Source organism: Peptoniphilus sp. Marseille-Q6390, from assembly GCF_965119475.1.
Genome location: NZ_CBCPLS010000001.1, coordinates 476,065 through 500,052 on the forward strand (window position 1 = coordinate 476,065; position 23,988 = coordinate 500,052).

The following is a 23,988-nucleotide window of genomic DNA, read 5'->3' on the forward strand; positions in this document are numbered from 1 at the left end:
TTAAGTGTATATAATTGCAGGACTGGGAAACCCCGGCAAGAAGTATGAAGATACTAGGCATAATGTGGGCTTCTCAACAATTGATGTCCTTGCGGATAAGCTTAATATAAAAGTTAATAAGATTAAATTTAAGGGGCTTGTAGGTGAAGGGAGAATCGGCAACGAGAAGGTCATTCTCCTAAAGCCCCATACTTTTATGAACAATTCCGGAGAATCAATTGTAGAAATTTTAAATTTTTATAAATTAAAACCAGAAGACCTAATGGTTATTGTAGACGACATCGACATTGAATTTGCTCAGTTAAAGATAAAGAAAAATGGATCAGCTGGTACTCACAATGGACTTAAGTCAATTGTAAATTTAACAGGAAGCAAAAATTTTGCCAGGTTTAAAATTGGTGTTGGGAAGAAACACCCTAATGAAGATTTGGCAAGCTTTGTTCTGTCCAATTTTCCATCAAAGGATAGGAAGCATATTGCCGATGCCATTGATGCCTGTGCCGATGCAGTAATTGATGCAGTGGACTCAGGTATCGACAAGTCCATGAATTCTTATAACAACAACATTTATTGAGGTGAAAATTGAATTTTTTAATCAATAGTGTAAAGAACCTAGAAGCTTTTAAGGAATTAGATAATTCAATAAAAATTTCAAAGAACACTGCAGTCTTTGGTTCAGAGGAGGCAGTGCTCTCTCTTTTTGCGCCCACTTTTGCAGCTGATGGGAGGAAAGTCTGCCTTATCTCACAAGATAGGGTAAGGGCAAGAAAGGCCTACGAGGACATTGAGTCCATATCAGATGAGACCTGCGTCTATTATCCAGAAAAGGACGTCTTTTTCTACGACAGGGATTCAAAGTCCAAGGAGAATACAAAGAAGAGGCTAGAAGCCATGGCAGAGATTTCAAGTGGCAGGGCAAAGATGGTTGTCACAACCTTAAACGCCTTGACTGCAAAGATATCAAGGCCAGAAATTTTTGCATCTTATAAGATTCCTATAGAAGTTGGGCAAGTTTTGAATCTTGACGTCCTACCCAAGAAACTTGTGGAAATGGGTTACGAAAGATTTCCAAGTGTTGAGGGTCTAGGTCAATTTTCTCTTAGGGGTTCCATCATTGACATTGGGACCCAAGATGCCAACTACAGGATAGAACTTTTTGATGACGAAGTTGATTCCATTAGGTCCTTTGAAATTGAAAGCCAAAGGTCCATTGATAAGCTAGAAAAAATTACAATCTATCCCATAGAAGACTTGATTATAAAAGCAGACGAAAGAGATCAAGTTGCTGAGAGAATTAAAAAAGACCTTTCCAAGACCAAGCTCCAGGGGAAAGAAAAAGATAGACTCAATGAAAAGTTTTTGAGATACGTTGACAGGTTAGAAAACCAAGAGACTATTATCAACAAGGACCTAATCCTTCCTTATGTAGACCAAGAAGAAGTGGGATCCTTCTTAGATTACTTGGATGATTTTATATTTTTAATTGAAGAGCCTTCCAGGATTCTTGAAAGAGAAGAAGAACTTGATCTTGCAAATGGAGAAAAGTTTGCAATCTTAATAGAGAATGGTGAAGTCACAAAGTCTCACGAAAAAACTTTTTACAACTATAAGGACATAGTCGACAAGTTAAATGAAAAAACTTTAATAACTTTTAACGCCCTATTGAAGCCACCAAAGATGTTTAAGCCAAAGGACATTGTGAACATCAAGGTCAAGAGCGTGACAAACTACATGTCAAAGATAAAACTTTTCAAGGAAGACCTAGACTATTATGGAAAAAATAATTTCCAAGTCATCCTCCTTGGGGCAACAGAAAAAAGAGCCAAGCGTCTTTTTGATCACCTTGTGGACTTGGGCTACTCACCACACTTGGCAAAAAATACAAAGAATGAAAAAATCACTTCCAAGCTTGTTGTCACTACTGGTGCCTTAAATGAAGGAATAGAATTTTCAGATTCAAAGACAGTTTTTATTAATTATTCAGAAATTTATGGGTCCTTCTCAAAGAATAAAAAGAAAAAACCAGCTAAGAAGAAGGCACTAAACTTTGAAGATTTACAAATTGGTGACTACGTAGTTCACGAGGCCCATGGTGTTGGTAAATATGTTGGGACAAGAAGACTTGAAGTCTCAGGCATACAAAAGGACTACATTCTTATTGAGTACGGTGGAGAGGACAAACTCTTCCTTCCAATAGAAGCTCTTGATTCCATTTACAAGTACGTACAAGAGGGCAAGAGGCCGCCAAAGGTCAACAAGTTAAACTCTCTTGACTGGAAAAAGAAAAAGGCTCGTGCAAGACAGTCCATTGACGACATGGCTGAGGACTTAATAAAACTCTACGCAACTCGTGAGAATACCAAAGGCTTTGCCTTTAGTGAGGACTCCCAATATCAAAGGGAGTTTGAGGATGCCTTCATCTATGAAGAAACTCCTGGCCAGTTGAAGTCTGCTGAAGAGATAAAAGAAGACATGGAGAAGGCATCTCCAATGGATAGACTTCTCTGCGCCGACGTTGGTTATGGAAAGACAGAGGTTGCCCTTCGTGCAGCCTTTAAAGCAATACTTGACGGAAAGCAAGTTGCAATTCTTGTGCCAACAACTATATTAGCTCAGCAACACTACAACACAATTAAGGAGAGGTTTAAAAACTTCCCTGTGGGAGTTGGACTTCTATCAAGGTTTAGGTCCAAGAAGGATCAGAAGATGGACCTTGAAGGTCTGAAGGATGGCAACATTGATATAATAGTGGGAACTCACAGGCTCCTTTCCAAGGACGTGAAGTTCAAGGACTTGGGACTTTTAATTATTGACGAAGAGCAAAGATTTGGAGTTCGTCACAAGGAAAAGTTGAGGATGCTAAAGGAAAATGTAGACACCTTAACTCTAACAGCCACACCAATTCCAAGGACTCTTCAGATGTCTATGATTGGAATAAGGGACATGTCTGTTATTGAAGAGCCACCTGAAGAGAGATTTCCAGTGGAAACTTACGTCCTAGAGTATAACAACCTCATGGTTCGTGAGGCCATCCTAAAGGAAATTGAAAGGGGAGGACAAGTTTACTTCCTCTACAACAAGGTTTCAAATATGGAAAATAAACTTTTGGAACTTAGGAAGCTTGTGCCAGAGGCGACCTTCTCTATGGCAAATGGTCAGATGACTGAGAAGGCCCTTGAAGATACAATGATTGACTTCATAGAGGGTAATGTTGACGTATTAGTTTGCTCAACTATAATAGAAACGGGTATGGACGTTCCCAATGCAAACACAATGATAATAACAGACTCCAATAGGTTGGGACTTTCACAACTTTATCAACTTCGTGGAAGGATAGGCAGGTCATCGAGAATTGCCTACGCCTACTTCACCTACGACAGGTCCACATCAATCTCTGAAGTGGCACAAAAGAGACTCCAAGCTATAAAAGAGTTCACTGAGTTTGGGTCAGGTCACAAGATTGCAGAAAGAGACCTCGAGATAAGAGGGTCTGGATCCATACTAGGGTCAAGACAGTCAGGTCACATAGAAAAAATTGGTTACGACCTCTACATGAAGTATCTAAAGGATGCTGTCATGAAGTTAAAGGGTCTTGATGTTGAAGAAGAAATTGAAACTACAATTGATCTCAAGCTGGATTCATTTATACCAAAGGAATATATTGCTGATGACAGGACAAGGCTTGAGATTTATAAAAAGATTTCTGTTTTATCAACTGAAGAAGAGTACTCAGACCTTGTTGATGAATTAATCGACAGGTTCTCAGACTTCCCTGATGAAGTTTCAAACCTAATGGACATTGCCCTCTTAAAGAACAAGGCCCAAAAGGCAAAAGTTTCATCTATTGTTGAGAGAAGAGGAGAATATAGGGTAAGAGTAGAAGGTGAGGTTGAGCTTCCTGCCATAATGGAAATAAACAACGAGTTTGATAATGTTTCTTACTCTATGGGCAATGTCAATGAAATTGTATTGACTAAGCTCAAGTATCCTCTCGACGAGCTTAAAAAACTAGTTACAATTTTGTATTTACACAAAAAGGACACAAAAACTTCTAAAAAGTAGTGTATAATAGAAACAATAAATGATAATAATTAAATAGAATAAGGAGAGAATTATGTTTTTAAAAAAATTTGGTAAGATAGCAGTGACAATTGCACTAGCAGGTTCACTTGTAGCTTGTAGCGGTGTAAATAAAGATGCAGCAGCTAAGGTTGGTGGAGTTGAAATCCCAATGGCAGATTTTTATAAGTCTTATGCAGCAAGGGTAAATCAACTTACTTCAATGTATGGTGAAGATGTTCTTAAGAATAAGGAAGACGGTAAAAAGTCTACTGACGAACTTTTAAGAGAACAAGCAATCACTGACTTAACAACAACTGAAGCTCTTAAACAAGATGCAGAAAAATCAAAAATCACAGTTTCTGATGAAGAAGTAAATAAAAAGCTTGACGAAATTAAGGCACAACTTGGTGGCGAAGAAGCTTTCAACAAGTTCCTAAAAGAAAATGGACTTCCAAAGGAATATGTTGCTGAAAACATGAAAAATCAAATGTTAGTTGGCAAATACACTCAAGAAAAATTAAAAGAACTTGAACCAACTGAAGAAGAAGTTAAAAAACAATACGAAGACAACAAGGATTCTTACTACAAGGCTAAGGCTTCTCACATCCTAGTTGATGACTTAAAGGAAGCTAACGTCCTAAGAAAGAAAATCCTAAAGGGAGAAGATTTTGCTAAGCTTGCAAAGGAAAACTCTAAGGACACAGGAAGTGCACAAAACGGTGGATCACTTGGTGAATTCACAAGTGGACAAATGGTTGAAGCCTTTGACAAGGAAATTGCTAAGATGAAGGTTGGAGACATTTCTGAACCTATCACTACACAATTTGGTTACCACATCATCAAACTTGAAGATAAAAAGCCTTTAGAATTTGATGCAGTTAAGGACCAAATCAAGGCACAACTACAACAAGAAAAATTCAAAGAATACATTGACAAAGTTAAAAAAGATGCTAAAATAAAAATCTATGTTAACACTTCTAAAGAAGTTCAACTTCCAGAAGAATACAAAAACTTTGGCAAGGTAGAAAAAGAAGGCCAAGCTAAGGAAACTAATGCAAAGGCTGAAGCAGGAAAGAAAAATGCAAAAGCTAATGCAGGAAAAGAAAATGCAAAGGCTGAAAACAAGAAAGAAACAAAATAAGATTTAAATTAAAGCCTGTGAGTAAAGAGAAGAGGATTAAAGTTCTCTCTTAGGTCACAGGCCTTTTATTTTTTATTTTAACCCAAGCTTTACTTTAATTTAATAATGCTTTGGAAACGTAAATTTAGAAACAATTAAAATAAAATTCTGATATAATAAGAGAAATATGGATAAAGGGGTGATGTAATGAGTTTTTCATCAGAGATTAAGGATGAAGTGGCTAAGATAAAAGTTGAAGACTACAAAATAATTTTATCTGAACTTGCAGGCATAACTCCCATGTGTGGGATCTTAAACTTCAAAAATAATAAAATTTCTATGGAATACATTACAGAAAATGCTCCTGTGGCAAGGAGAATTTTTACATTTTTAAGAAGGTCCTTTGGTTTTGACGTTGAAGTTAAAAATGTTAGGTCCACTCAACTTAAAAAAAATGTATTTATTATCTATATATCGCAAGATGAGTCTTGCAGGTTACTTCTTGATGAGTTAAAATATATTAAGGGTGCAAGCGTATTTATGATAAATTATGCTCCCACTGATCTCATAAAAACAAGTAATGAGAAAAAGGCCTACATCCGTGGTGCCTTTATGGGTTCAGGATCCATTACAGATCCAAAAAAAGGATATCATTTGGAATTTGTTTCTGAAAACGAATCCAACGCATACTTTTTAAGAGATACAATTAATGAATTTGGACTCAAGTCAAAGGTAATTATGAGGAAGGAAAAATACATAATTTACATTAAGGACTCAGAACAAATTTCCGACTTCCTATCTCTCATAGGTGCCTATAACTCTGTTTTGAATTACGAAAACGTAAGAGTTATAAAGGAAATGAGAAACAATGTAAATAGGATTGTAAATTGTGAGACGGCTAACTTAAATAAAACGGTTAAGTCATCTTACGACCAGGTAGAAGATATAAAGCTTATCGAGAGGGAAATTGGGATAGAAAATTTAGATGAGGATTTGAAAGCCATAGCCAAGATAAGACTTGAGAACAGGTCTATGAGTTTAAACGACATTGCGAACTCTCTTGAGCCAAAGCTTTCAAAGTCCACTGTTAATTATAGATTTAAAAAACTTAGGAGAATTGCGAACAAGTTGAGGGGTGTATAAAATGATAAGTAAAAAAGTTGTACTTAATAATAGTGACGGGCTCCACGCTAGGGCAGCTGCACTATTTGTAAGAGAGGCTAACAAGTTTGCTTCTGAAATAAATCTTGAAGCTCATAGTGACAAGGTAAATGGCAAGTCCATTATTGGGATTATGTCTCTTGGTGCCTTCACAGGCGAAGAGATTATCATTGAAGCTGAGGGCGTAGATGAAGAAGAAGCTGTGGAAAGATTAGCTAACTTAGTTGAAAAAGAGTTTATAAATCTTTAAATTAAATAAAATATTTTGCTTGGAGTTTTGCTTTGTCAAAACTCTTTTTTCATGTCCTTTTATTTGTCTTTGGCCTTTGATAAAATATATTAAAGATTAGTAATGAAAATTTTTTATTTTTAAAATTTATAAGCTAGTGAAAAATTTTTTAAAACTTATTAGTGAGTGATAAAAATTTTTTGAAAATTGATTTTCAATTTTTTAAAATTTTTTATAAATTAAAAATAAAAATTTGTGATTTATAGATTAAGGATGATCCTATGAATAATTTTGTTCACCTACATCTCCATAGTGAATACTCTCTCTTAGATGGGTCTACGAGGATAAGTCTCTTGCCTAAAAGAGTTAAAGACCTTGGCATGAATGCCGTTGCCCTAACTGACCACGGCAATATGTATGGAGCCATTGCCTTCTACAAGGCCTGCAAGGATGCTGGAGTAAAACCAATCTTAGGTTGCGAGGTCTACATATCAGAAAAGGATATGACTGTAAAGGACAGGACCAACAAGAGATACCACTTGATTCTCTTGGCAGAAAACAATGAGGGTTTCAAAAACATTATGAAGATAGTCTCCACTGGTTACGTTGATGGATATTATTACAAGCCTCGTGTTGATAAGGAAGTCTTAAAAAAATATTCCAAGGGCGTCATTGCAACTTCAGCCTGCCTAGGTGGCGAGGTTCAAAAAGCTCTTTTAAATAGGGACAAGGAAGCTGCAAAAAAAGCTGCCCTTGAGTATAGAGACATCTTTGGAGAGGGAAACTTCTTCCTAGAACTTCAGGACCACGGCATGCCTGAGCAAGCCAGGGTTAATCGTGAGCTTGTCCTTCTCTCAGAAGAGTTGGGCCTTCCTCTAACTGCATCTAATGACGTCCACTATTTAATGAAGGAGGACTCAAAGAGTCACGACGTCCTACTTTGTATTCAAACGGGAAAGACTGTAAATGACACAGACAGGATGAAGTTTCCATCAGATGAATTTTACCTAAAGTCTCCTGATGAAATGGCAGCCCTCTTCCCAGAAAATTCTGAGGCCTTAGAGAATACTGTTAAGATTGCAGATAGGTGCAATGTTGAAATAAAATTCCACGACCTTCACTTGCCTGAGTTTATAGTGCCTGATGGATATAGCCACGAGGAATATTTAAAGAAACTTGCCCTTGAGGGGATGCTTAAACGTTATGAAAATGTAACCGATGAAATAAAGGAAAGGTTTGAGTTTGAGTTCAACACTATAAAGAACATGGGCTATGTTGACTACTTCTTAATAGTTTGGGACTTCATAAGATATGCGAGAAAACACGAAATCCAAGTTGGACCTGGAAGGGGTTCTGCTGCAGGCTCCATGGTTTCCTATTGCTTGGGAATAACTGACGTTGATCCCCTAGAGTTCGACCTACTTTTTGAAAGGTTTTTAAATCCAGAGAGGGTCTCCATGCCCGATATTGATATAGACTTTTGCTATGAAAGACGTGAAGAGGTTATTGATTATGTAAACAGGAAGTACGGGGACTCTCACGTTGCCCAAATAGTTACCTTTGGAACCATGGCTGCTCGTAATGCCATAAGGGACGTGGGCCGTGCCCTTGACATGTCCTATGCCAAGGTGGACTACATTGCCAAGCAAGTTCCTCAGGCTCTTAACATGACCATAGAAAAGGCCCTAGAAGTTTCTGAAACCTTTAAGGGGATCTACGATGGAGAAGAGGACTCAAGACTTTTAATTGACATGGCATTAAAACTTGAAGGTCTACCAAGACACACTTCAACTCACGCAGCTGGTGTTGTAATCTCCAAGGACGAACTGACAGAATATGTTCCCCTAACTAGGAACGACAAGATTATTGCAACGCAATTTAACATGATTGAGCTTGAAGAGTTGGGACTTTTGAAGATGGACTTCTTGGGCCTAAGGACTCTTACAGTTATTAGGGATGCAATTAATTTAATAAAAGAAAACCAGGGCAAGACTATAAATTTTGACAACTTTAACTACAATGATCCAGAAGTTTTAAAGATGTTTGCAAAATCGGAAACCCTTGGAGTCTTTCAATTTGAATCCAGCGGCATGAGGGCCTTCTTAAAGGAACTGAAACCAGATGAATTTTCTGACTTGGTTGCTGCCAATGCCCTCTTTAGGCCGGGACCAATGAAGCAAATTCCAAAATTTGTTGGGTCTAAGCACGACAAGTCTACAATTTCCTACATCCATCCAAAGCTTGAGCCAATTTTGAAATCAACTTATGGTTGTATAGTCTACCAAGAACAGGTAATGCAAATTGTTCAACAAATTGGTGGCTACTCTCTTGGCAGGGCAGACATTGTTAGGCGTGCCATCTCCAAGAAAAAGATGAAGGTCATGGAAGAAGAGAGGAAGAACTTCATCTATGGCAACAAGGAAGAGGGAGTTTGTGGTGCCATTGCCAATGGAGTTGACGAGAAATCTGCCAACGAAATTTACGACTTAATTATAGACTTTGCCGACTACGCCTTTAATAAGTCTCACTCCGTTGCCTATTCAGTAGTTGCTTATAGGACTGCTTGGCTAAAATATTATTATCCAAGAGAATTTATGGCGGCGCAAATTTCTACTTATACAAACGACATCAAGCAAGTCAGCCTTTATATTGAAGAGATAAAGAGGTTGGGGATAGAAATTTTGCCACCAAATATTAATTACTCCTTCAAAAACTTCACTGTTGAGGACAATAAAATTAGGTTTGGACTCAAGGCCGTTAAAAATGTTGGCGACAACTTAATAGATGTAATTGTGAGAGCAAGGGACAAGGGACCCTACAAGTCTCTCAAGGATTTTGTTGATAGGATTAATGCCCTTGACAAGTCTGCCCTTAATAAGAGGGCTGTGGAATCCCTAATAAGGTGTGGAGCCATGGACGACTTCAGGGGGAACAGGGCTCAATACCTTGCAATTTATGAAGGGATTTTATCCTCTTCATCAAATACTGCAAAAAATAATGTCATGGGTCAATTTTCACTTTTTGAAGAGGCTGACCTCCAAGAGGACTTGCCAAGACTTCGCGACTTTCCACAAAAGGACAAGCTTGACATGGAGAAGGAAGTTATTGGCATGTACATTTCTGGTCACCCACTAGATCCATACAGGGAATTAATCGAGAAAAATTCATCTATAAACACAAACCAAATCTTTGAGAAGTACAGGGAAAATCTATTGAGAAGGTCCAAGGTCAAGGTTGGAGGAATTTTAAAATCCAAGAAGACTATGATAACAAAGACCAACAAGATGATGGCCTTTGCAGCCCTAGAAGACTTATTTGGAACCATTGAACTTGTGATTTTTCCAAATGTCTACTCACGCTACAAGGACCTAATTGAAGATGAGAATGTTGTTGTAGTTGAAGGTCACTTCCAAGAATCGGAAATTGAAGAGCCAAAGATTTTGGTGGATTCAATTTCAAGACTTAAGATGCCAACAAAAAATAAATTATACATTTCTGTTGACTCAATGAAGAATGAAAGTGTAAATGAAATAAGAAAAATTTTAAAAGATTATGAGGGGTCTACTCCAGTGGTCTTCTTTGAAGAAGAAACGAGAAGGGCCTTTGGGACTGACTCAAGTCTTTGGATTGACGACAAGTCCTTTGACGAAATTCAAAATAAATTGATAGCTTATACCAAGTCAAGAGACAAGATTATTTTAAAGTAGGTGGATATGAGAGTTGCAATTTTAACAAGTGGTGGCGATGCTCCAGGCATGAATGCCACAATAAGAGCTGTTACAAGGACCTGCATCTTTGAAGGGATAGAGGTCTATGGCATCAGTGGAGGCTACGAGGGTCTCATTGATGCAAAGTTTGAAAAATTAGTCCAGTCTTCTGTTGCAGACATTATCCAAAGGGGTGGAACAATTCTTTCCACTTCACGTTCTGATAGGTTTATGACAGAAGAGGGACTTGAGAAGGCAATAAATTCCCTAAAAATTTTTGAAATTGATGCCCTAATTGTCCTTGGTGGCGACGGAAGCCTCAAGGGAGCAAATAAATTAAGGGAGAAGGGAATAAATGTAATTGGAATTCCATGTTCCATTGACAACGATCTTGCCTACACAGACTTCACAATAGGTTTTATGACAGCAGTAGAAACTGTTACAGAAGCCATAAGTCATATTAGGGACACAACAGAGGCCCACGGCCGTGCTAATGTTGTTGAAGTCATGGGTCGTGAGTGTGGCGACATTGCCCTTTATGCAGGAGTTTCTTCTGGTGCTGAATCAATTATAGTTCCAGAGATTGAAACCAATATAAATGAAATTGCTGAGAAGGCAATCATGGGCAAGAACCGTGGCAAGAGACACCACATAATTATTATGGCTGAGGGTTGTGGGTCTGCCTTTGACTTTGCCAAAGACTTCCAAGAATTAACTGGGATTGACACAAGGGTTACTGTCCTTGGTTACATCCAAAGGGGAGGAGCTCCTTCTATCTTTGACAGGATCCTGGCATCACAATTTGGTTACCTGGCAGTCAAGGAAGCTAAAGAAGGAAACTCAAGAGTCCTTGGCTTTAAAGAAGGAAGGGCAAAGGCCATGACCTTTGAAGAAATGTTTGAAGCTAAGAAAGTTTTTAGGGAAGATCTTTTAGATATCCTAAAGACTGTTTCTATATAGAGGTGGAAAATGAAAAAGACAAAAATTGTTGCCACTATTGGACCAGCAAGTGAAAGTGAAGAAATTTTAAAAATTCTCTTCACAGAAGGAGTTAACGTTGCAAGACTTAACTTCTCTCATGGCAGCCATGAAGAGCACAAGATAAAAATTGACAGAATTAAAAAACTTAGAAAGGAAATGGACCTTCCTATTGGGATCATGCTTGACACCAAGGGACCAGAAATTAGGCTGGGAGAAGTTGAAGGAGAAGTCACTTTAGAAATTGGAGATGAATTCACTTTAACCACTGAGGACCTTAGAGGCGACAAGTCCATTGTCAGCATCTCCTACAAGGAACTTTACAAAGACGTGAAGGCTGGCGACAAGATTTTAATCGATGACGGACTTGTGGAACTTCTTGTAAAGGAAATTAAGGGAGAAAAAATTATTACAGAAGTTGAAAACTCTGGTGTTATTTCTTCCCACAAGGGAGTTAACGTGCCAGGAGTTGAAATAAAACTTCCTGCCTTAACTGAAAGAGACATTGAGGATATAAAGTTTGGAGTAAAAGAAGACATAGACTTTATCGCAGCTTCCTTTATTAGGTCAAGAGATGATGTCCTTGCCATAAGAAAGGTCCTTGAAGAAGAGAGGGACTATACGACAAAGATTATTTCAAAGATTGAGTCCCAAAAGGCTGTGGAGTTAATTGATGAAATCATAGAAGTTTCTGATGGAATTATGGTTGCCAGGGGAGACCTTGGAGTTGAAATAGAAACAGAAGCTGTCCCTATAGTTCAAAAGGAAATTATAAAAAAATGTAACGTTGCAGGTAAGACTGTAATCACTGCAACGCAAATGCTTGACTCCATGATAAGAAACCCAAGGCCAACACGTGCCGAGACTAATGACGTTGCAAATGCAGTCCTTGATGGAACAAGTGCAGTTATGCTTTCAGGGGAAACTGCTAGTGGCAAGTATCCTGTAGAGGCAGTGGAAACTATGAGAAAAATTATTGAGTACACTGAGTCCACAATTGACCACGACGAAATCTTGGAAAACAGGATCAAGGACGTGGAAAATTCCATGACCAACTCCATAGGAAGGTCTGCCTGCGTAATCGCGAGAGACCTCCACGCCAATGCCATCATCACTGCAACAACATCAGGCAATACTTCAAAGGCCATTGCAAAGTTCAGACCAGAGACTCCAATTATTGCCTCAACGCCCTTTGAAAAAATTAAAAACCAACTTAGCTTGGTTTGGGGAGTTAGACCTGTGAAGGTCCTTAACTTTAAGGACACTGACAATTTAATTGACGCTTCCATGGAAGTTGCTGTTAAGAAGGGATTTTTAAAATCTGGAGACTTAGTTGTTTTAACTGCAGGAGTTCCTACAGGAATTGCTGGCTCAACTAATCTCTTGAAGATTGAAAATGTTTCAGAAATCCTCGGCAGGGGAACTGCAATTGGCAAGAAAAAGAAAAAGGCAAGGGCAGTAGTTGTAAATACTTTTGAAGAACTTGAAGCAAACTTCGAGTCTAAGGACATAATCATCTGCAATGGGACTGATGGCAGAATGATCCCTTACATGGAAAGGTCCTCTGGTTTTGTAACAGAAGAAGCAGGCTTCACATCCAATGGAGCTGTCTCTGCAATTTCTCTTAATAAGACTGCCATTGTTGGGGTAAGGGACATTACTAAGTTTATAAAAACTGGCGACATCATAACAATTGATGGAACTGATGGAAGTGTTAGGAGATAAAATTTTTGTAACTTTGGAATAAAATAAAAAGTAGTAGGACTTGGTGACTTCGTGAAAAGTATTTAAGTTATGAAAAATAAAGACTTTGTAAAAAGTTTTAAGTCATAAATAATAATGACTTTATAAAAAACTATGAAGATATAAAATTATTTGAGTACACAAAATCTTAAGCAATAGAAATTTTTAGACAAAGAAAAAAGACCTCTTTTGATATTTAATCAAAGGGGTCTTTATTTTTGTCTTATTATTTTTTTTATACTTTCTTCCCTCTCCTTGAGGTTGGAGTTAATATTTAAGAGCTTGGACTTAAACTTCTTTGACTCTTCAAGGACTTTTAAGTTGGCAAGTCTTTCAGACTCGTTAAGACCATTGAAGTAATCACTTAAGTTATCATCTATGACTTCATAAACTTTGTTGAGGGTCTTAAACCCATGAGTCAAATGATTTAGGGTCAAGATTAAATCAATTGCAAATAGGATGCCGAAAAAGATCACTAGTAAATCAAGAATCCTGTCGCTTGATAGGGACAAGGAGAAGAGCAAAATTGGTGTGAGCTTCTTGACTATTAAAATATTTGCAAGGCCAAAGATCAAGAGGCCATAGAGGCAAACCCTCCTCTTAATTTGGAAGGGGTAGTTGGAGTAGTCCCACCAACGCTTGTGGAAAAATTTTTCCAAGAGGTAGCCAATGATGTACTCAATGAGGCAGGACAAGAAGGCTGAGTAAATAAAAATCTCAAGGCTTGACTCGAAGTTCTTCAAGACTCCAAAGGAAAGGCTGGCTCCCAAACCATAGATGGGGCAAATGGGTCCCAAGAGGAAGCCCCTGTTGTGAATTTTATCTAGCTCAATGGCAGAACAAGGGAAGGTCTCCCAGAACCAGCCAAGGAAGGAGTAGATAAAAAATATTAAACAAAATTCTTGATATCTCATGGTCTCACCAACCCAACTTTTACAGGTATGCCTCTTAGGGTTTCAGCAAGGGACACGTACTTATCAGAGTAAGTGACAATCCAAGACTCCAAGTACATTGGTGGAAGGGGAGTCAAGGGAAACATGTGCTTGATGATTATATCCCTTTCAATCCTGTTAAGCTTTAGCTCGGACTTGGCATTTCGGTAGGCCTTCATGGGGTGGGTGAAGCCATGAATACATCTTTCTCTTTTGCCGTCGTGCCAGTCGTAGAGGAAGTAGTCGTGGAGGAGGGCGCCCCTAATCATAGAGTCCATGTCCACATCTAAGTTATACTTTTCTGCTACTTCAATAGACTTTTTAGCAACAGAAATAACGTGTTCGTAGACAGTGGTGTCTCCATGTTGTATGAAGTTTTTTGTTTCTAGAAATCTCGTGTTCTCACTTAAGAACTTGATAATTTCTTCTAATTTTTTTATGTTTTCCATTTTTATCTCCTGGACTTATTTTAAACTAAAAAAGTAAAAAAAGTTCAAAGTTTTCTTTAAATTTTTATTTAAAAAATTTTTTTATATTCTTGATTAAATATATACTGTAAAAATTTTGCAAAAAAAATAAAAGCCATACAAGTATGACTTTTATATTCTACTAAAATTTTGTTTCCATGTAAATTCTATTTTTTCCTTCAGCCAAGACATCTTTAACTTCTTTTAATTTTTGTCCTTCCTTATCAAAGATTAGGACTGATGTTATCTTGTCGATTTCTCTATCGAGGAGTCCATATCTCTTCTTGATTAAGTCGATTTCTTTAGGATCTCTTGTTGTGAACTCGTAAGATGTGTCCTCTTTTCTATTTAGGATAGTTGGTTTTGCTGATGTCATGTTTAGGAAGTTTACAAGAGATTCTGGGCTTAGGGAAGTTTTGATTTTATCAAGGGGAAGGTCAGTGATTTCCTCTTCGTGTAAAGTTATTTGCCTTCTTATGTCTTCAAATTTAACCCTTGTGTTTAAGTCGTCTGATGTCCAAGGATTATTTTTTAGGGAAGTGATAAGGTCAGGGTAATTGCCAGTGCTTGCAATTTTATTTTCGATTTCTGCTTTATCTTCTTTAATTTCCTCTTTGACAGCTTGAGCCTTTTCTTTAACTTCTTCTTTAACCTCTTCAGCCTTAAGTTCAGCTTCCTTCTTTACATCTTGAGCCTTTTCCTTGACTTCTTCTGTAACTTTTTCAGCCTTGACTTCAGCTTTTTCTTTTATCTCTTTAGCTTCTTTTTTTACTTCTTCAGCCTTAGCTTGAGTTTCAACTTTAACTTCTTCAGCCTTAGCTTGGACTTTTTTGCTTTCTTTAGAGACTTCTTCTTTAACCTCTTCGGTCTTAACTTCAGCTTCCTTCTTTACATCTTGAGCCTTTTCCTTAACTTCTTCTGTAACTTTTTCAGCTTTGACTTCAGATTTTTCTTTTATCTCTTTAGCTTCTTTTTTTACTTCTTCGACCTTAGCTTTAGTTTCAGCCTTCACTTCTTCAGCCTTAGCTTCTGCTTTTCTCTCAAGCTTCTTAGCCTCGGCTTCAGTTTTTTCTTTTACTTCTTCAGTCTTTTTCTTTATTTCATCAATAGCTGAGTTTGTATTTTTCTTTTGGCGTCTTTTCTTGCCGCGGTCCTTTTTCCTTGATCCATCGTAGGCTTCTTTGTCCTTAACTTCAGTTAGCTTGCTAGCAGAAGTTTTTTCAGAAGACTTTGCCTCACTTATCTTATGTAGGTCCTCTTTTTTAGAATTATTCTTAGCTTTACTTGATGAGTCAATAGATTTTTGACCCTTGCCTCTCTTAGTGACAATGGACTTTCTCCAGAAAATCAAGCAAACGATTACAATGACGGCAATTATATAGTGTATGCCCTTCATATTAACACCTCCAATTTATTAACATTATACCACTTAATTATCAAATGACTACTTTAATTGTATAAAATTTTAAAAAAATTACAAAAATAAAAAAGACCCGATGACTCGAGTCTTAGTTATAAAATATAATTTTTAATTTTCTATTGATTTAGGATGTCTATTTTCAATTTTTTCTCTCACTATGCCAACCACATCCCTAACTTCACGAACTCCCAACTTGTAAAGGCAGAAGACGTAAACTAAAGCGGCAATAAAGACTACTAGCATTAAGAAGACCAATCTTGAAAGAGTTTGGACTCCGCCAGATGTTAATGCCATGATTAGTTTTTCGTAAGGGAAGTAGGCCAAAGTTATTGCTCCCATGACAAGTGATGCCATTACAGTTTTTATAAGGGCCTTGATATAGGATCTTGTTCCAAGATTTCCAATTTTTTTCTTTAAAAGTATAAAGGAAATAAAAACTGCAATTGTTGTTGCAATTGAAACTGATGCTGCCAGTCCATTAGTACCAAAGTGTCTTGCCACTAAGAGGTTGAGACCAACGTTAATAATTACGTTAGTTACACCAACATAGAAGGGAGTCTTTGTGTCGCCAATGGAATAGTAAATCCTATTTAAGACGTTGATAACAGAAATTGAAATAAGTGAAAGGGAGTAACATCTTAGAGTTGATGTTGCTGCCACACCGTTTGCCGCAGTAAAGGAACCACGGACAAAGGCAATTTCTATTATAGGTCTTGCCAAGATAATAAGGCCAACTGTTGCAGGGACAGTTATAAATAAAACAGTCTTAACTGATGCATTCATAACTTTTTTACCACGCTTCATGTCACCAGATCCCAAAGTCCTTGTTAGGATAGGGAAGACTATGGCAGTGATAGCTGTGATAAAAATACCAATTATCATGGTATTCATCTTGTTTGAATAATATAAAATTGATGCTGCACCTTGACCCATACCTGATGCAAGGTTTCTATTAACAATTGTGTTAATGTCATTTACTGATACAGAAACGAAAACCGGTATGGCAAGGACAATTGCCTCCCTAACATACTTGTCTTGGAAGTCTGCCACAAGACTTGGTCTGTAACCAATTTTCATTGCGTTAGGTAGCAGGAAGATGAACTGTGCCAAGATACCTAATACTGATGCAATTGTAAGACCTATAATCCCAACGTGGTGGGAGAAGAGGGCAAGGTAAACAATATAAGTTAAGTTAAGGGGTATTGCAATGGCACCTGTTGCTGCGAACTTGCCACCGTGTTGGAGGTAGCCTTCCATTACACCAACCCAAGATGAAAATAAAACTACGGGCATCCCAACTTGTATTAACTTAACAACAATTGCATAGGTCTCTGGATTAGCTTGTGATGCAGATAAAAGTGCAATTTGGTTTGGGAATAAAATTCCAAGAACAATTAAGACAAGGGACACAAGGGAAGTAACCATTAAGAGGTTGTTAGTAAAATAATTTTTCCTACTTGGTCCATGGTCGTTCTCTGCTCTTTGGGCAGAAGGTATATAAGTTGTTGCTATTGCTTGAGTGACAAAGCTTGCTATCATTGCTGTGGCTGCTTGAGCAAGAGAAAAGGCGTCCATTTCTTTGCTGGCACCAAAGACATAAGCTGTAAGTGACTCTCTAAAGAATCCAAAGACCTTACCCACTAGAAGGAAGCCGGTGATGGCTAGAGTGGACTTTGCAATTCGTGAGCCTGCGCTACTTTTATTTTCCAAATTTAAAATCTCCTTTGTAAGTCTTATCAAATTATAATTTGTTTGAATTTTTATGTCAAGTAAGGTTGTTTTCTAGACTTTTAAAGGATTTTATTTTTGTGTTATCATATATAAGATAGCTTTCAAAAAATAAATTTTTATATAAAGGAGGAAAAATGAAAAATAAAAACTTAATAAAAAAAGTTGCGCCCTACTTTTATAAGTACAGGTTCACACTTTTTCTAGATTTATTTTGTGCAGGCCTAACAACTGCCAGCGAAATGATTCTTCCACTTATCTTAAGGGCTCTTACCAACAGGGGGATGAAGGACCTTGCATCTATTAGCTTCGACTTCATCATGAAGCTTGCCCTTATATATTTAGGAGTTAAGACAGTGGAAGTTGTTGCCCAATACTTCATGACATCCATTGGTCACATCATGGGTGCCAAGATCGAGACTGACATGAGAAGGGACCTCTACTCCCATCTTCAAACTCTCTCTGACACCTTTTACAATGAGACCAAGGTTGGAGTCATTATGTCAAGGATCACCAACGACCTTTTCGACATAACCGAGTTCGCCCACCACTGCCCAGAAGAATATTTTATTGGAGTCATAAAGATAATTATTTCCTTAATAATTCTTTTACACTTCAACGTAAAAATGACTCTTTTAATTTATCTCATGATTCCACTTATGATTTACTTCTCTGGTCACTTTAGGAACAAGATGCGTAAGGCACAAAAGGATCAAAGAGTCCACGTTGGTCATCTGAACTCTGCCATTGAGGACTCCCTACTTGGCATAAGAGTGGTCAAGTCCTTTGCCAAGGAAGACCTTGAAAAGGAAAAGTTCACTCATGAGAACAACAAGTTCTTGGGCATAAAGAAGAGATACTACAAGTCCATGGCTGGCTTCAACACAATTAACAGAATTTTTGACGGCCTCATGTACCTCATCTTAATTGTATCTGGGGGTTACTTCCTCATGAAGGGAGAAATTGGTCCCGAAGACTTAATTCTTTATGTAATGTATGTTCAATCACTTCTTGCAACTGTTAGAAGAATTATTGAATTTACAGAGCAATTCCAAAAGGGAATGACAGGGATTGAAAGATTCTCAGAAATTATGTCCATTGAGTCTGACATCAAGGACAAGGAAGATTCCATTGAAATAAAAAGTCTAAGGGGAGAAATTACTTTTGATCACGTAGACTTTTCTTATGGTCAAGGAGAAGAAAAAGTCTTAGAAGATTTCTCAGTTCACATTTCTCCTGGACAAAAGCTTGCCATAGTTGGACCAAGTGGGGCAGGCAAGACTACTATTTGTAATTTGATTCCAAGATTTTACGACGTAGACAAGGGCTCAGTAAAAGTCGACGGACTTGACGTAAGAGATGTTAAGATAAAATCTCTTAGGGAGAACATTGGAATAGTTCAACAAGACGTGTATTTATTCTCTGGCTCAGTTAGAGACAACATTGCCTATGGCAAGGAGGGAGCAAGTGATGCCGATGTAATAAAAGCTGCCAAGCTTGCAGGAGCCTACGACTTTATAAAAAATCTCCCAGATGGATTTGACACCTATGTGGGAGAACGTGGAGTGAAACTTTCTGGTGGACAAAAGCAAAGAATTTCTATAGCTAGAGTTTTCTTAAAGAATCCACCAATTTTAATCTTAGACGAAGCCACTTCAGCCTTAGACAACAAGTCAGAAGTTGTTGTTCAAGACTCTATAGAAAAATTATCCAAGGGAAGGACTACACTTACAATTGCTCACAGGCTAACAACAGTTCAAAACGCAGACTTAATCATCGTGATGACAAAGGACGGAATTGTTGAAAGAGGGACTCACAAGGAACTAATGGAAGCAAAGTCCTACTATTACAACCTCTACACCAAGGGTGGTAGGTTAGAATAATTTTTTCGGGGTAAGACTTTACTAAGATGTAAAGAAAACTTGCGAGGTGAATTATGAAAGATTTTATAGAAATAATTAAGAAGAGAAGATCCTACTACAACTTGTCAGAAGATGTTGACCTTACAAATGAAGAAATAAAATATCTTGTTGAAGATGTAATGAACATAACTCCGTCACACATGAATTCAGAGCCAACAAGGATCGTCCTACTCTTTGATGACAAATCCAAGGACTTTTGGACAAGGGTAAATGAAACTTTTGACAAGTCTATAAATAAAGAAAAGTTCCATGGTTTTTATCACGCTAAGGGGACAGCTCTCTTCTTTATAGATATGAATGAAATTTGGGATCAAGAAATAAATATGGCATCCTACAGAGATTATTTTGAAACCTGGGGACATCATTCAGCTGCTATGCTTCAATTAAATCTTTGGCAAGCCCTAAGGGATGAAGAAATTGGTGCCAGCATCCAACACTACAACCCAGTAATTGATGAATGGGTTAAGGAAGTCTACGACCTTCCAGAACATTGGGAGCTTGTGGCACAAATGCCTTTTGGAAAAATTGAAGAAGAGCCAGAGGCAAAGGATAAAAAACCAATTGAAGAAAAATTATTTGTTATTGAATAAGAGCTAGGTCCAAGGACCTAGTTTTTTATTTGCCTTTATTCCTTGTAATAAGGAAAACTTATGCTTATAATTAACTTATCAGGGGAGCGCATGCTGAGATTAGGTTTATCCTTAAACCCTTTGGACCTGGACAGGTAATGCTGTCTAGGGAAAGCTGCCTCTATTTGTAGAGGCTTTTTTTATTGGAATTTTTATAAGGAGGTTAAGATGAAAATATCAGTAGCAATACAAATCCTACCTACTACTGCAGAAGGAACTACAGAGTCAGTAGTCCAAGTAGTGGATAGGGTCATAGAATATATTCAAAGCGAAAAAGTTGACTATGTAGTCACTCCCTTTGAAACAGTTATAGAGTTAGACGACTTTGACAAGGCCTTTGAGATCTTAAAGAACTGTGTGAAGTTAGCGGGAGAAATTTCAGAACAAGTTGCTTGTTACTCCAAGACCTTCTATTCTGAGAAAGGAATTTTAACAATTGAAGAAAAAACAGGCAAGTATCAAGGATAATATCTCAGCAGCTTCTTTGATAGTAATTATTTTAGTCCTTTGGCACTTTGCAACAACCTATGGCGGGGTATCGGCCTTTATGCTGCCCAAGCCACTTGATGTTGTCAAGGCCTTTGTAAATGACTTTCCAACAATTTCATCCCACATGGGGACAACCTTGACAGAAGCCTTTTTAGGTCTATCTGTTGGTGTGACTTTAGGCTTTCTTGTGGCACTACTAATGGATTTATCAGACACACTTTATTCTGCCTTTTATCCAATATTAGTAATTAGTCAGACTGTTCCTACAGTTGCCATTGCACCCCTACTTGTCCTTTGGATGGGTTATGGTGTTATGCCAAAGATCGCCCTAATTGTAATTGGAACCTTCTTTCCAATTGCAGTTTCACTTCTGGAAGCCTTTAAGCAAGTTGACCCAGACAAGACAAAACTTCTAAAGGCCATGGGAGCAGGCAAGTATGAAATTTATAAGTACATTAAATTTCCAGAAAGTCTTACAAACTTTTTTGCTGCCTTTAAGATTGCTGTTTCCTATTCAGTTGTAGGTGCAGTTATTGCCGAATGGCTAGGTGGCTACAAGGGACTGGGAGTATATATGATAAGAGTTCAAAAAAATTACTCCTTTGACAAGATGTTTGCAGTTATATTTTTAATTTCGGCAATTTCACTTATCTTGATGAAGTTAGTTAGCTTCATCCAAAGAAAGGTTATGCCGTGGACGGAGGCAAAATGAAAAATTTAAGAAAATTATTGATCTTAATTCTTGTTGGACTTTTTCTAACAGGATGTGGAAAGAAAGATGATACAAAATCAGAAGAAGCTAAGAATCTTCCTAAGGAAAAAGTAAGCTTCCTATTAGACTGGGAACCTAACGTAAACCACGCAGGTCTTTATGTTGCTATGGACAAGGGCTTCTTTGAAGAAGAAGGCATTGAAGTAGAAGTAAACCAACCACCAGCTAATGGTGCTGAAGCTTTAGTTGCATCAGGTAAGGCTGACTTTGGAGTATCTTATCAAGATACAATTGCACCAGCTTTTGCCAGCGACGAACCACTTCCAGTAACAGCTGTGGCAGCTATTATTAATCACAACACTTCAGGAATTATTTCCCTAAAGGATAAGGGAATTGAAAGACCTAAGGACATGGAAGGACATAACTACGCAACTTGGGGACTTCCAATTGAACAAGCAATCTTAAAACAAGTAATAACAGATGACGGAGGAGACTTCTCTAAGGTTGAACTTCTTCCAGAAAATGTTGTAAACGCAGTTCAAGCAATTAGTGGTAAGATAGATTCTGTTTGGGTTTTCTTCCAAGTTGATGGAGTTCTTGCAGCAAAGGAAAATGTGCCAATTAACTACTTCGCTTTTAGAGACATCAGTCCAGTTTTTGATTACTACACACCAATCCTTATTGCAAACAACGACTTCTTAAAGAACAAGGAAGATGTAGCAAAGAGATTTATGCGTGCCTTCATCAAGGGTTATGAATACGCAGCAAAAAATCCAAAGGAAGCAGCAGATATCTTAGTTAAGATAAATCCAGAACTTGACAAGGACTTTGTGGAAAAGGGAATGGAATATCTTGCTGACAAGTACCAAGACGACGCAAAATACTTTGGACAAATTGATCCAGATAGATGGAACAATTTCTACCAATGGTTATGGGAAAATAAATTAATCAACAAGGAAATTCCAAAGGACTTTGGATTCACTGATGATTTTGTAAATCCAGAAAAATTAAAATGAGCAAAAAATTAGAAATTTTAAGAGTAGATAATGTTTATAAGTCCTTTAATGACAGACTGGTCTTAAAGGACATAAACATAAAATTAAATAAGGGAGAACTAGTTTCTCTCGTGGGAGTTTCTGGTAGTGGTAAGACAACGCTCTTTAATATTATTGCAGGCCTCTTAGCACCAGATGAAGGTAAGGTTTATCTTAAGGGGGAAGATGTCACAGGTCAGGCAGGCAATATTTCCTACATGCTTCAAAAGGACATGCTCCTACCCTACATGACAATCATCGACAATGTGTCCCTGCCCCTTGTTCTTCGTGGCAAGAAGAAAAAAGAAGCAAGGGAAGAAGTGCGAGGACTTTTTGGTGACTTTGGACTTGAAGGCTGCCAAGAAAAATTTCCATCACAACTTTCTGGTGGAATGGCACAACGTGCTGCCCTTCTTAGGACCTATGTCTTTTCCAATGAAGTTGCCCTACTTGATGAACCCTTTTCTGCCCTTGATGCAATAACTAAAGCATCAATCCACAAGTGGTACAAAAAAATAATTAGTGAGATTGGAATTTCCACAATTTTTATTACCCACGACATAGAAGAGGCAGTTAAGCTATCAGATAGAATTTATATCATGGGAAAAAATCCAGGAACTATTATAGAAGAAATACAAATTACAGAAGATTTTCATGAAAACTTTTTCGAGGATAAAAAGTTTATCCAGTACAAAAAGCACATCATCGAAAAGCTCGACAAACTTATATAAGAAGAGGCTTTGGCCTCTTTTTTTATTTATTAATAGATTTAAATATATTGCGATTTTGCCTAAGACAATGTTTGCATATTCCTTTAAATTGGATTATAATTTAAATACGTTATTGCAATGATTTATAAGACAAAAGGAGGAAACAGATGCAATATTTTGTAGATTTAAATAGTGACATTGGAGAATCATTTGGTGCCTATAAAATGGGTATGGATCAAGAGATTGTAAAATATGTTACTAGTATTAACTGTGCTTGTGGTTACCACGCTGGCGACCCACTTATTATGGATGCAACATGTAAAGCAGCGGCTGATAACGGCGTAGAAATTGGCGCTCACCCAGGTTATCCAGACCTAATGGGATTTGGTAGAAGGAAATTAGCAGTGACTCCAGAAGAAGCAAGAGCTTATATGCTTTATCAAGTTGGAGCTCTTTCAGCTTTCGCAAAGGCTCACGGCAAAAAACTTCAACACATGAAACTTCATGGTGCATTTTACAACACAGCTTGTAACGATGAAAAACTTGCAAATGCAGTTTTAGATGCAGTTGAAGAATTTGACAAAGATTTAATTCTTATGGTTCTTAGTGGCTCATACATAGCTAAGGAAGGTAAGAGAAGAGAACTTAGGGTTGCACAAGAAGTTTTCGCTGATAGAGGATACAACGAAGATGGAACTCTAGTTAATAGATCTTTACCAGGAGCTTTTGTTAAGGATCCAAAAGAAGCAATACCAAGAGTTGTTAAGATGATTAAAGAGAACAAGGTAGTAACTGCTAATGGTAAGGAAATCGATATAGTAGCAGATTCAATTTGTGTTCACGGCGACAATCCAGAAGCTCTTGAATTCGTAAAAAATATTCGTGAAGGACTAAAGGCTGAAGGTATTGAGATTAAACCTTTAATTAGTTTCTTATAATTTAGGA

At 37.6% G+C, this 23,988-nt stretch carries 19 protein-coding genes; 15 read left to right on the forward strand and 4 right to left on the reverse strand.

Translation table 11 applies throughout. The features are described from left to right. Window positions 1-4 precede the first annotated feature (4 nt). The 8 genes from pth (at window position 5) to pyk (ending at window position 12,982) form a co-directional block, all read left to right on the forward strand. Window positions 5-574, forward strand: a complete 570-nt coding sequence (gene pth / locus ACWPVO_RS02330) for an aminoacyl-tRNA hydrolase (RefSeq protein WP_250341791.1) — start codon at window positions 5-7, stop codon at window positions 572-574. An 8-nt stretch (window positions 575-582) separates the two neighbouring features. Next, window positions 583-4,062 (forward strand): transcription-repair coupling factor, encoded by a 3,480-nt coding sequence (gene mfd / locus ACWPVO_RS02335; RefSeq protein ID WP_454206274.1) that lies wholly within the window; start codon window positions 583-585, stop codon window positions 4,060-4,062. Window positions 4,063-4,114: 52 nt separating this feature from the next. After that, a complete protein-coding gene (locus ACWPVO_RS02340; RefSeq protein WP_454206276.1) occupies window positions 4,115-5,203 on the forward strand; it encodes a peptidylprolyl isomerase in 1,089 nt (362 codons plus the stop codon). 186 nt (window positions 5,204-5,389) lie between these two features. Further along, window positions 5,390-6,325, forward strand: a complete 936-nt coding sequence (whiA, locus tag ACWPVO_RS02345) for a DNA-binding protein WhiA (protein WP_005956079.1) — start codon at window positions 5,390-5,392, stop codon at window positions 6,323-6,325. A 1-nt stretch (window position 6,326) separates the two neighbouring features. Next, window positions 6,327-6,593, forward strand: a complete 267-nt coding sequence (locus ACWPVO_RS02350; protein ID WP_285073822.1) for an HPr family phosphocarrier protein — start codon at window positions 6,327-6,329, stop codon at window positions 6,591-6,593. 260 nt (window positions 6,594-6,853) lie between these two features. Continuing rightward, window positions 6,854-10,279, forward strand: a complete 3,426-nt coding sequence (locus ACWPVO_RS02355; protein ID WP_454206278.1) for a DNA polymerase III subunit alpha — start codon at window positions 6,854-6,856, stop codon at window positions 10,277-10,279. A gap of 6 nt (window positions 10,280-10,285) precedes the next feature. Beyond that, window positions 10,286-11,239, forward strand: coding sequence for an ATP-dependent 6-phosphofructokinase (locus tag ACWPVO_RS02360; protein WP_454206280.1), 954 nt, complete (start codon window positions 10,286-10,288; stop codon window positions 11,237-11,239). 9 nt (window positions 11,240-11,248) lie between these two features. Continuing rightward, window positions 11,249-12,982 carry a pyruvate kinase gene (gene pyk, locus ACWPVO_RS02365; protein WP_454206282.1) on the forward strand — a complete coding sequence of 578 codons (1,734 nt, stop codon included), beginning with the start codon at window positions 11,249-11,251 and terminating at the stop codon, window positions 12,980-12,982. A 230-nt stretch (window positions 12,983-13,212) separates the two neighbouring features. Here pyk and ACWPVO_RS02370 read toward each other — a convergent pair whose 3' ends face one another. From ACWPVO_RS02370 to murJ, 4 genes are all read right to left on the reverse strand, one after another. Beyond that, window positions 13,213-13,914 carry a putative ABC transporter permease gene (locus ACWPVO_RS02370; protein WP_454206284.1) on the reverse strand — a complete coding sequence of 234 codons (702 nt, stop codon included), beginning with the start codon at window positions 13,912-13,914 and terminating at the stop codon, window positions 13,213-13,215. Beyond that, window positions 13,911-14,381, reverse strand: coding sequence for an HD domain-containing protein (locus ACWPVO_RS02375; protein WP_250341798.1), 471 nt, complete (start codon window positions 14,379-14,381; stop codon window positions 13,911-13,913). The genes ACWPVO_RS02370 and ACWPVO_RS02375 overlap by 4 nt, the downstream gene beginning before the upstream one ends. Before the next feature lie 160 nt (window positions 14,382-14,541). Then, a complete protein-coding gene (locus ACWPVO_RS02380; protein WP_454206286.1) occupies window positions 14,542-15,795 on the reverse strand; it encodes a hypothetical protein in 1,254 nt (417 codons plus the stop codon). A 132-nt stretch (window positions 15,796-15,927) separates the two neighbouring features. Further along, window positions 15,928-17,529 carry a murein biosynthesis integral membrane protein MurJ gene (gene murJ / locus ACWPVO_RS02385; RefSeq protein WP_454206288.1) on the reverse strand — a complete coding sequence of 534 codons (1,602 nt, stop codon included), beginning with the start codon at window positions 17,527-17,529 and terminating at the stop codon, window positions 15,928-15,930. A 155-nt stretch (window positions 17,530-17,684) separates the two neighbouring features. On the opposite strand from murJ, the gene ACWPVO_RS02390 reads away from it, so the two are divergent. From ACWPVO_RS02390 to ACWPVO_RS02420, 7 genes are all read left to right on the forward strand, one after another. Beyond that, window positions 17,685-19,430 carry an ABC transporter ATP-binding protein gene (locus tag ACWPVO_RS02390; protein WP_454206290.1) on the forward strand — a complete coding sequence of 582 codons (1,746 nt, stop codon included), beginning with the start codon at window positions 17,685-17,687 and terminating at the stop codon, window positions 19,428-19,430. Between the two features lie 53 nt (window positions 19,431-19,483). After that, window positions 19,484-20,059, forward strand: coding sequence for a nitroreductase family protein (locus ACWPVO_RS02395; RefSeq protein ID WP_454206292.1), 576 nt, complete (start codon window positions 19,484-19,486; stop codon window positions 20,057-20,059). A gap of 207 nt (window positions 20,060-20,266) precedes the next feature. Next, the gene (locus ACWPVO_RS02400) at window positions 20,267-20,566 is read left to right on the forward strand and encodes a thiamine-binding protein (protein ID WP_195443328.1); all 300 of its coding nucleotides are present in this window, start codon (window positions 20,267-20,269) and stop codon (window positions 20,564-20,566) included. Continuing rightward, window positions 20,535-21,299, forward strand: coding sequence for an ABC transporter permease (locus ACWPVO_RS02405; RefSeq protein ID WP_005956190.1), 765 nt, complete (start codon window positions 20,535-20,537; stop codon window positions 21,297-21,299). The genes ACWPVO_RS02400 and ACWPVO_RS02405 overlap by 32 nt, the downstream gene beginning before the upstream one ends. Next, complete coding sequence (locus ACWPVO_RS02410) at window positions 21,296-22,315, forward strand: ABC transporter substrate-binding protein (RefSeq protein ID WP_282925473.1); 1,020 nt, start codon at window positions 21,296-21,298, stop codon at window positions 22,313-22,315. The genes ACWPVO_RS02405 and ACWPVO_RS02410 overlap by 4 nt, the downstream gene beginning before the upstream one ends. Beyond that, a complete protein-coding gene (locus ACWPVO_RS02415; protein WP_454206295.1) occupies window positions 22,312-23,064 on the forward strand; it encodes an ABC transporter ATP-binding protein in 753 nt (250 codons plus the stop codon). Before ACWPVO_RS02410 ends, ACWPVO_RS02415 begins: the two co-directional genes overlap by 4 nt. A 146-nt stretch (window positions 23,065-23,210) precedes the next feature. After that, complete coding sequence (locus tag ACWPVO_RS02420) at window positions 23,211-23,981, forward strand: LamB/YcsF family protein (RefSeq protein ID WP_454206297.1); 771 nt, start codon at window positions 23,211-23,213, stop codon at window positions 23,979-23,981. Window positions 23,982-23,988: the final 7 nt, after the last annotated feature.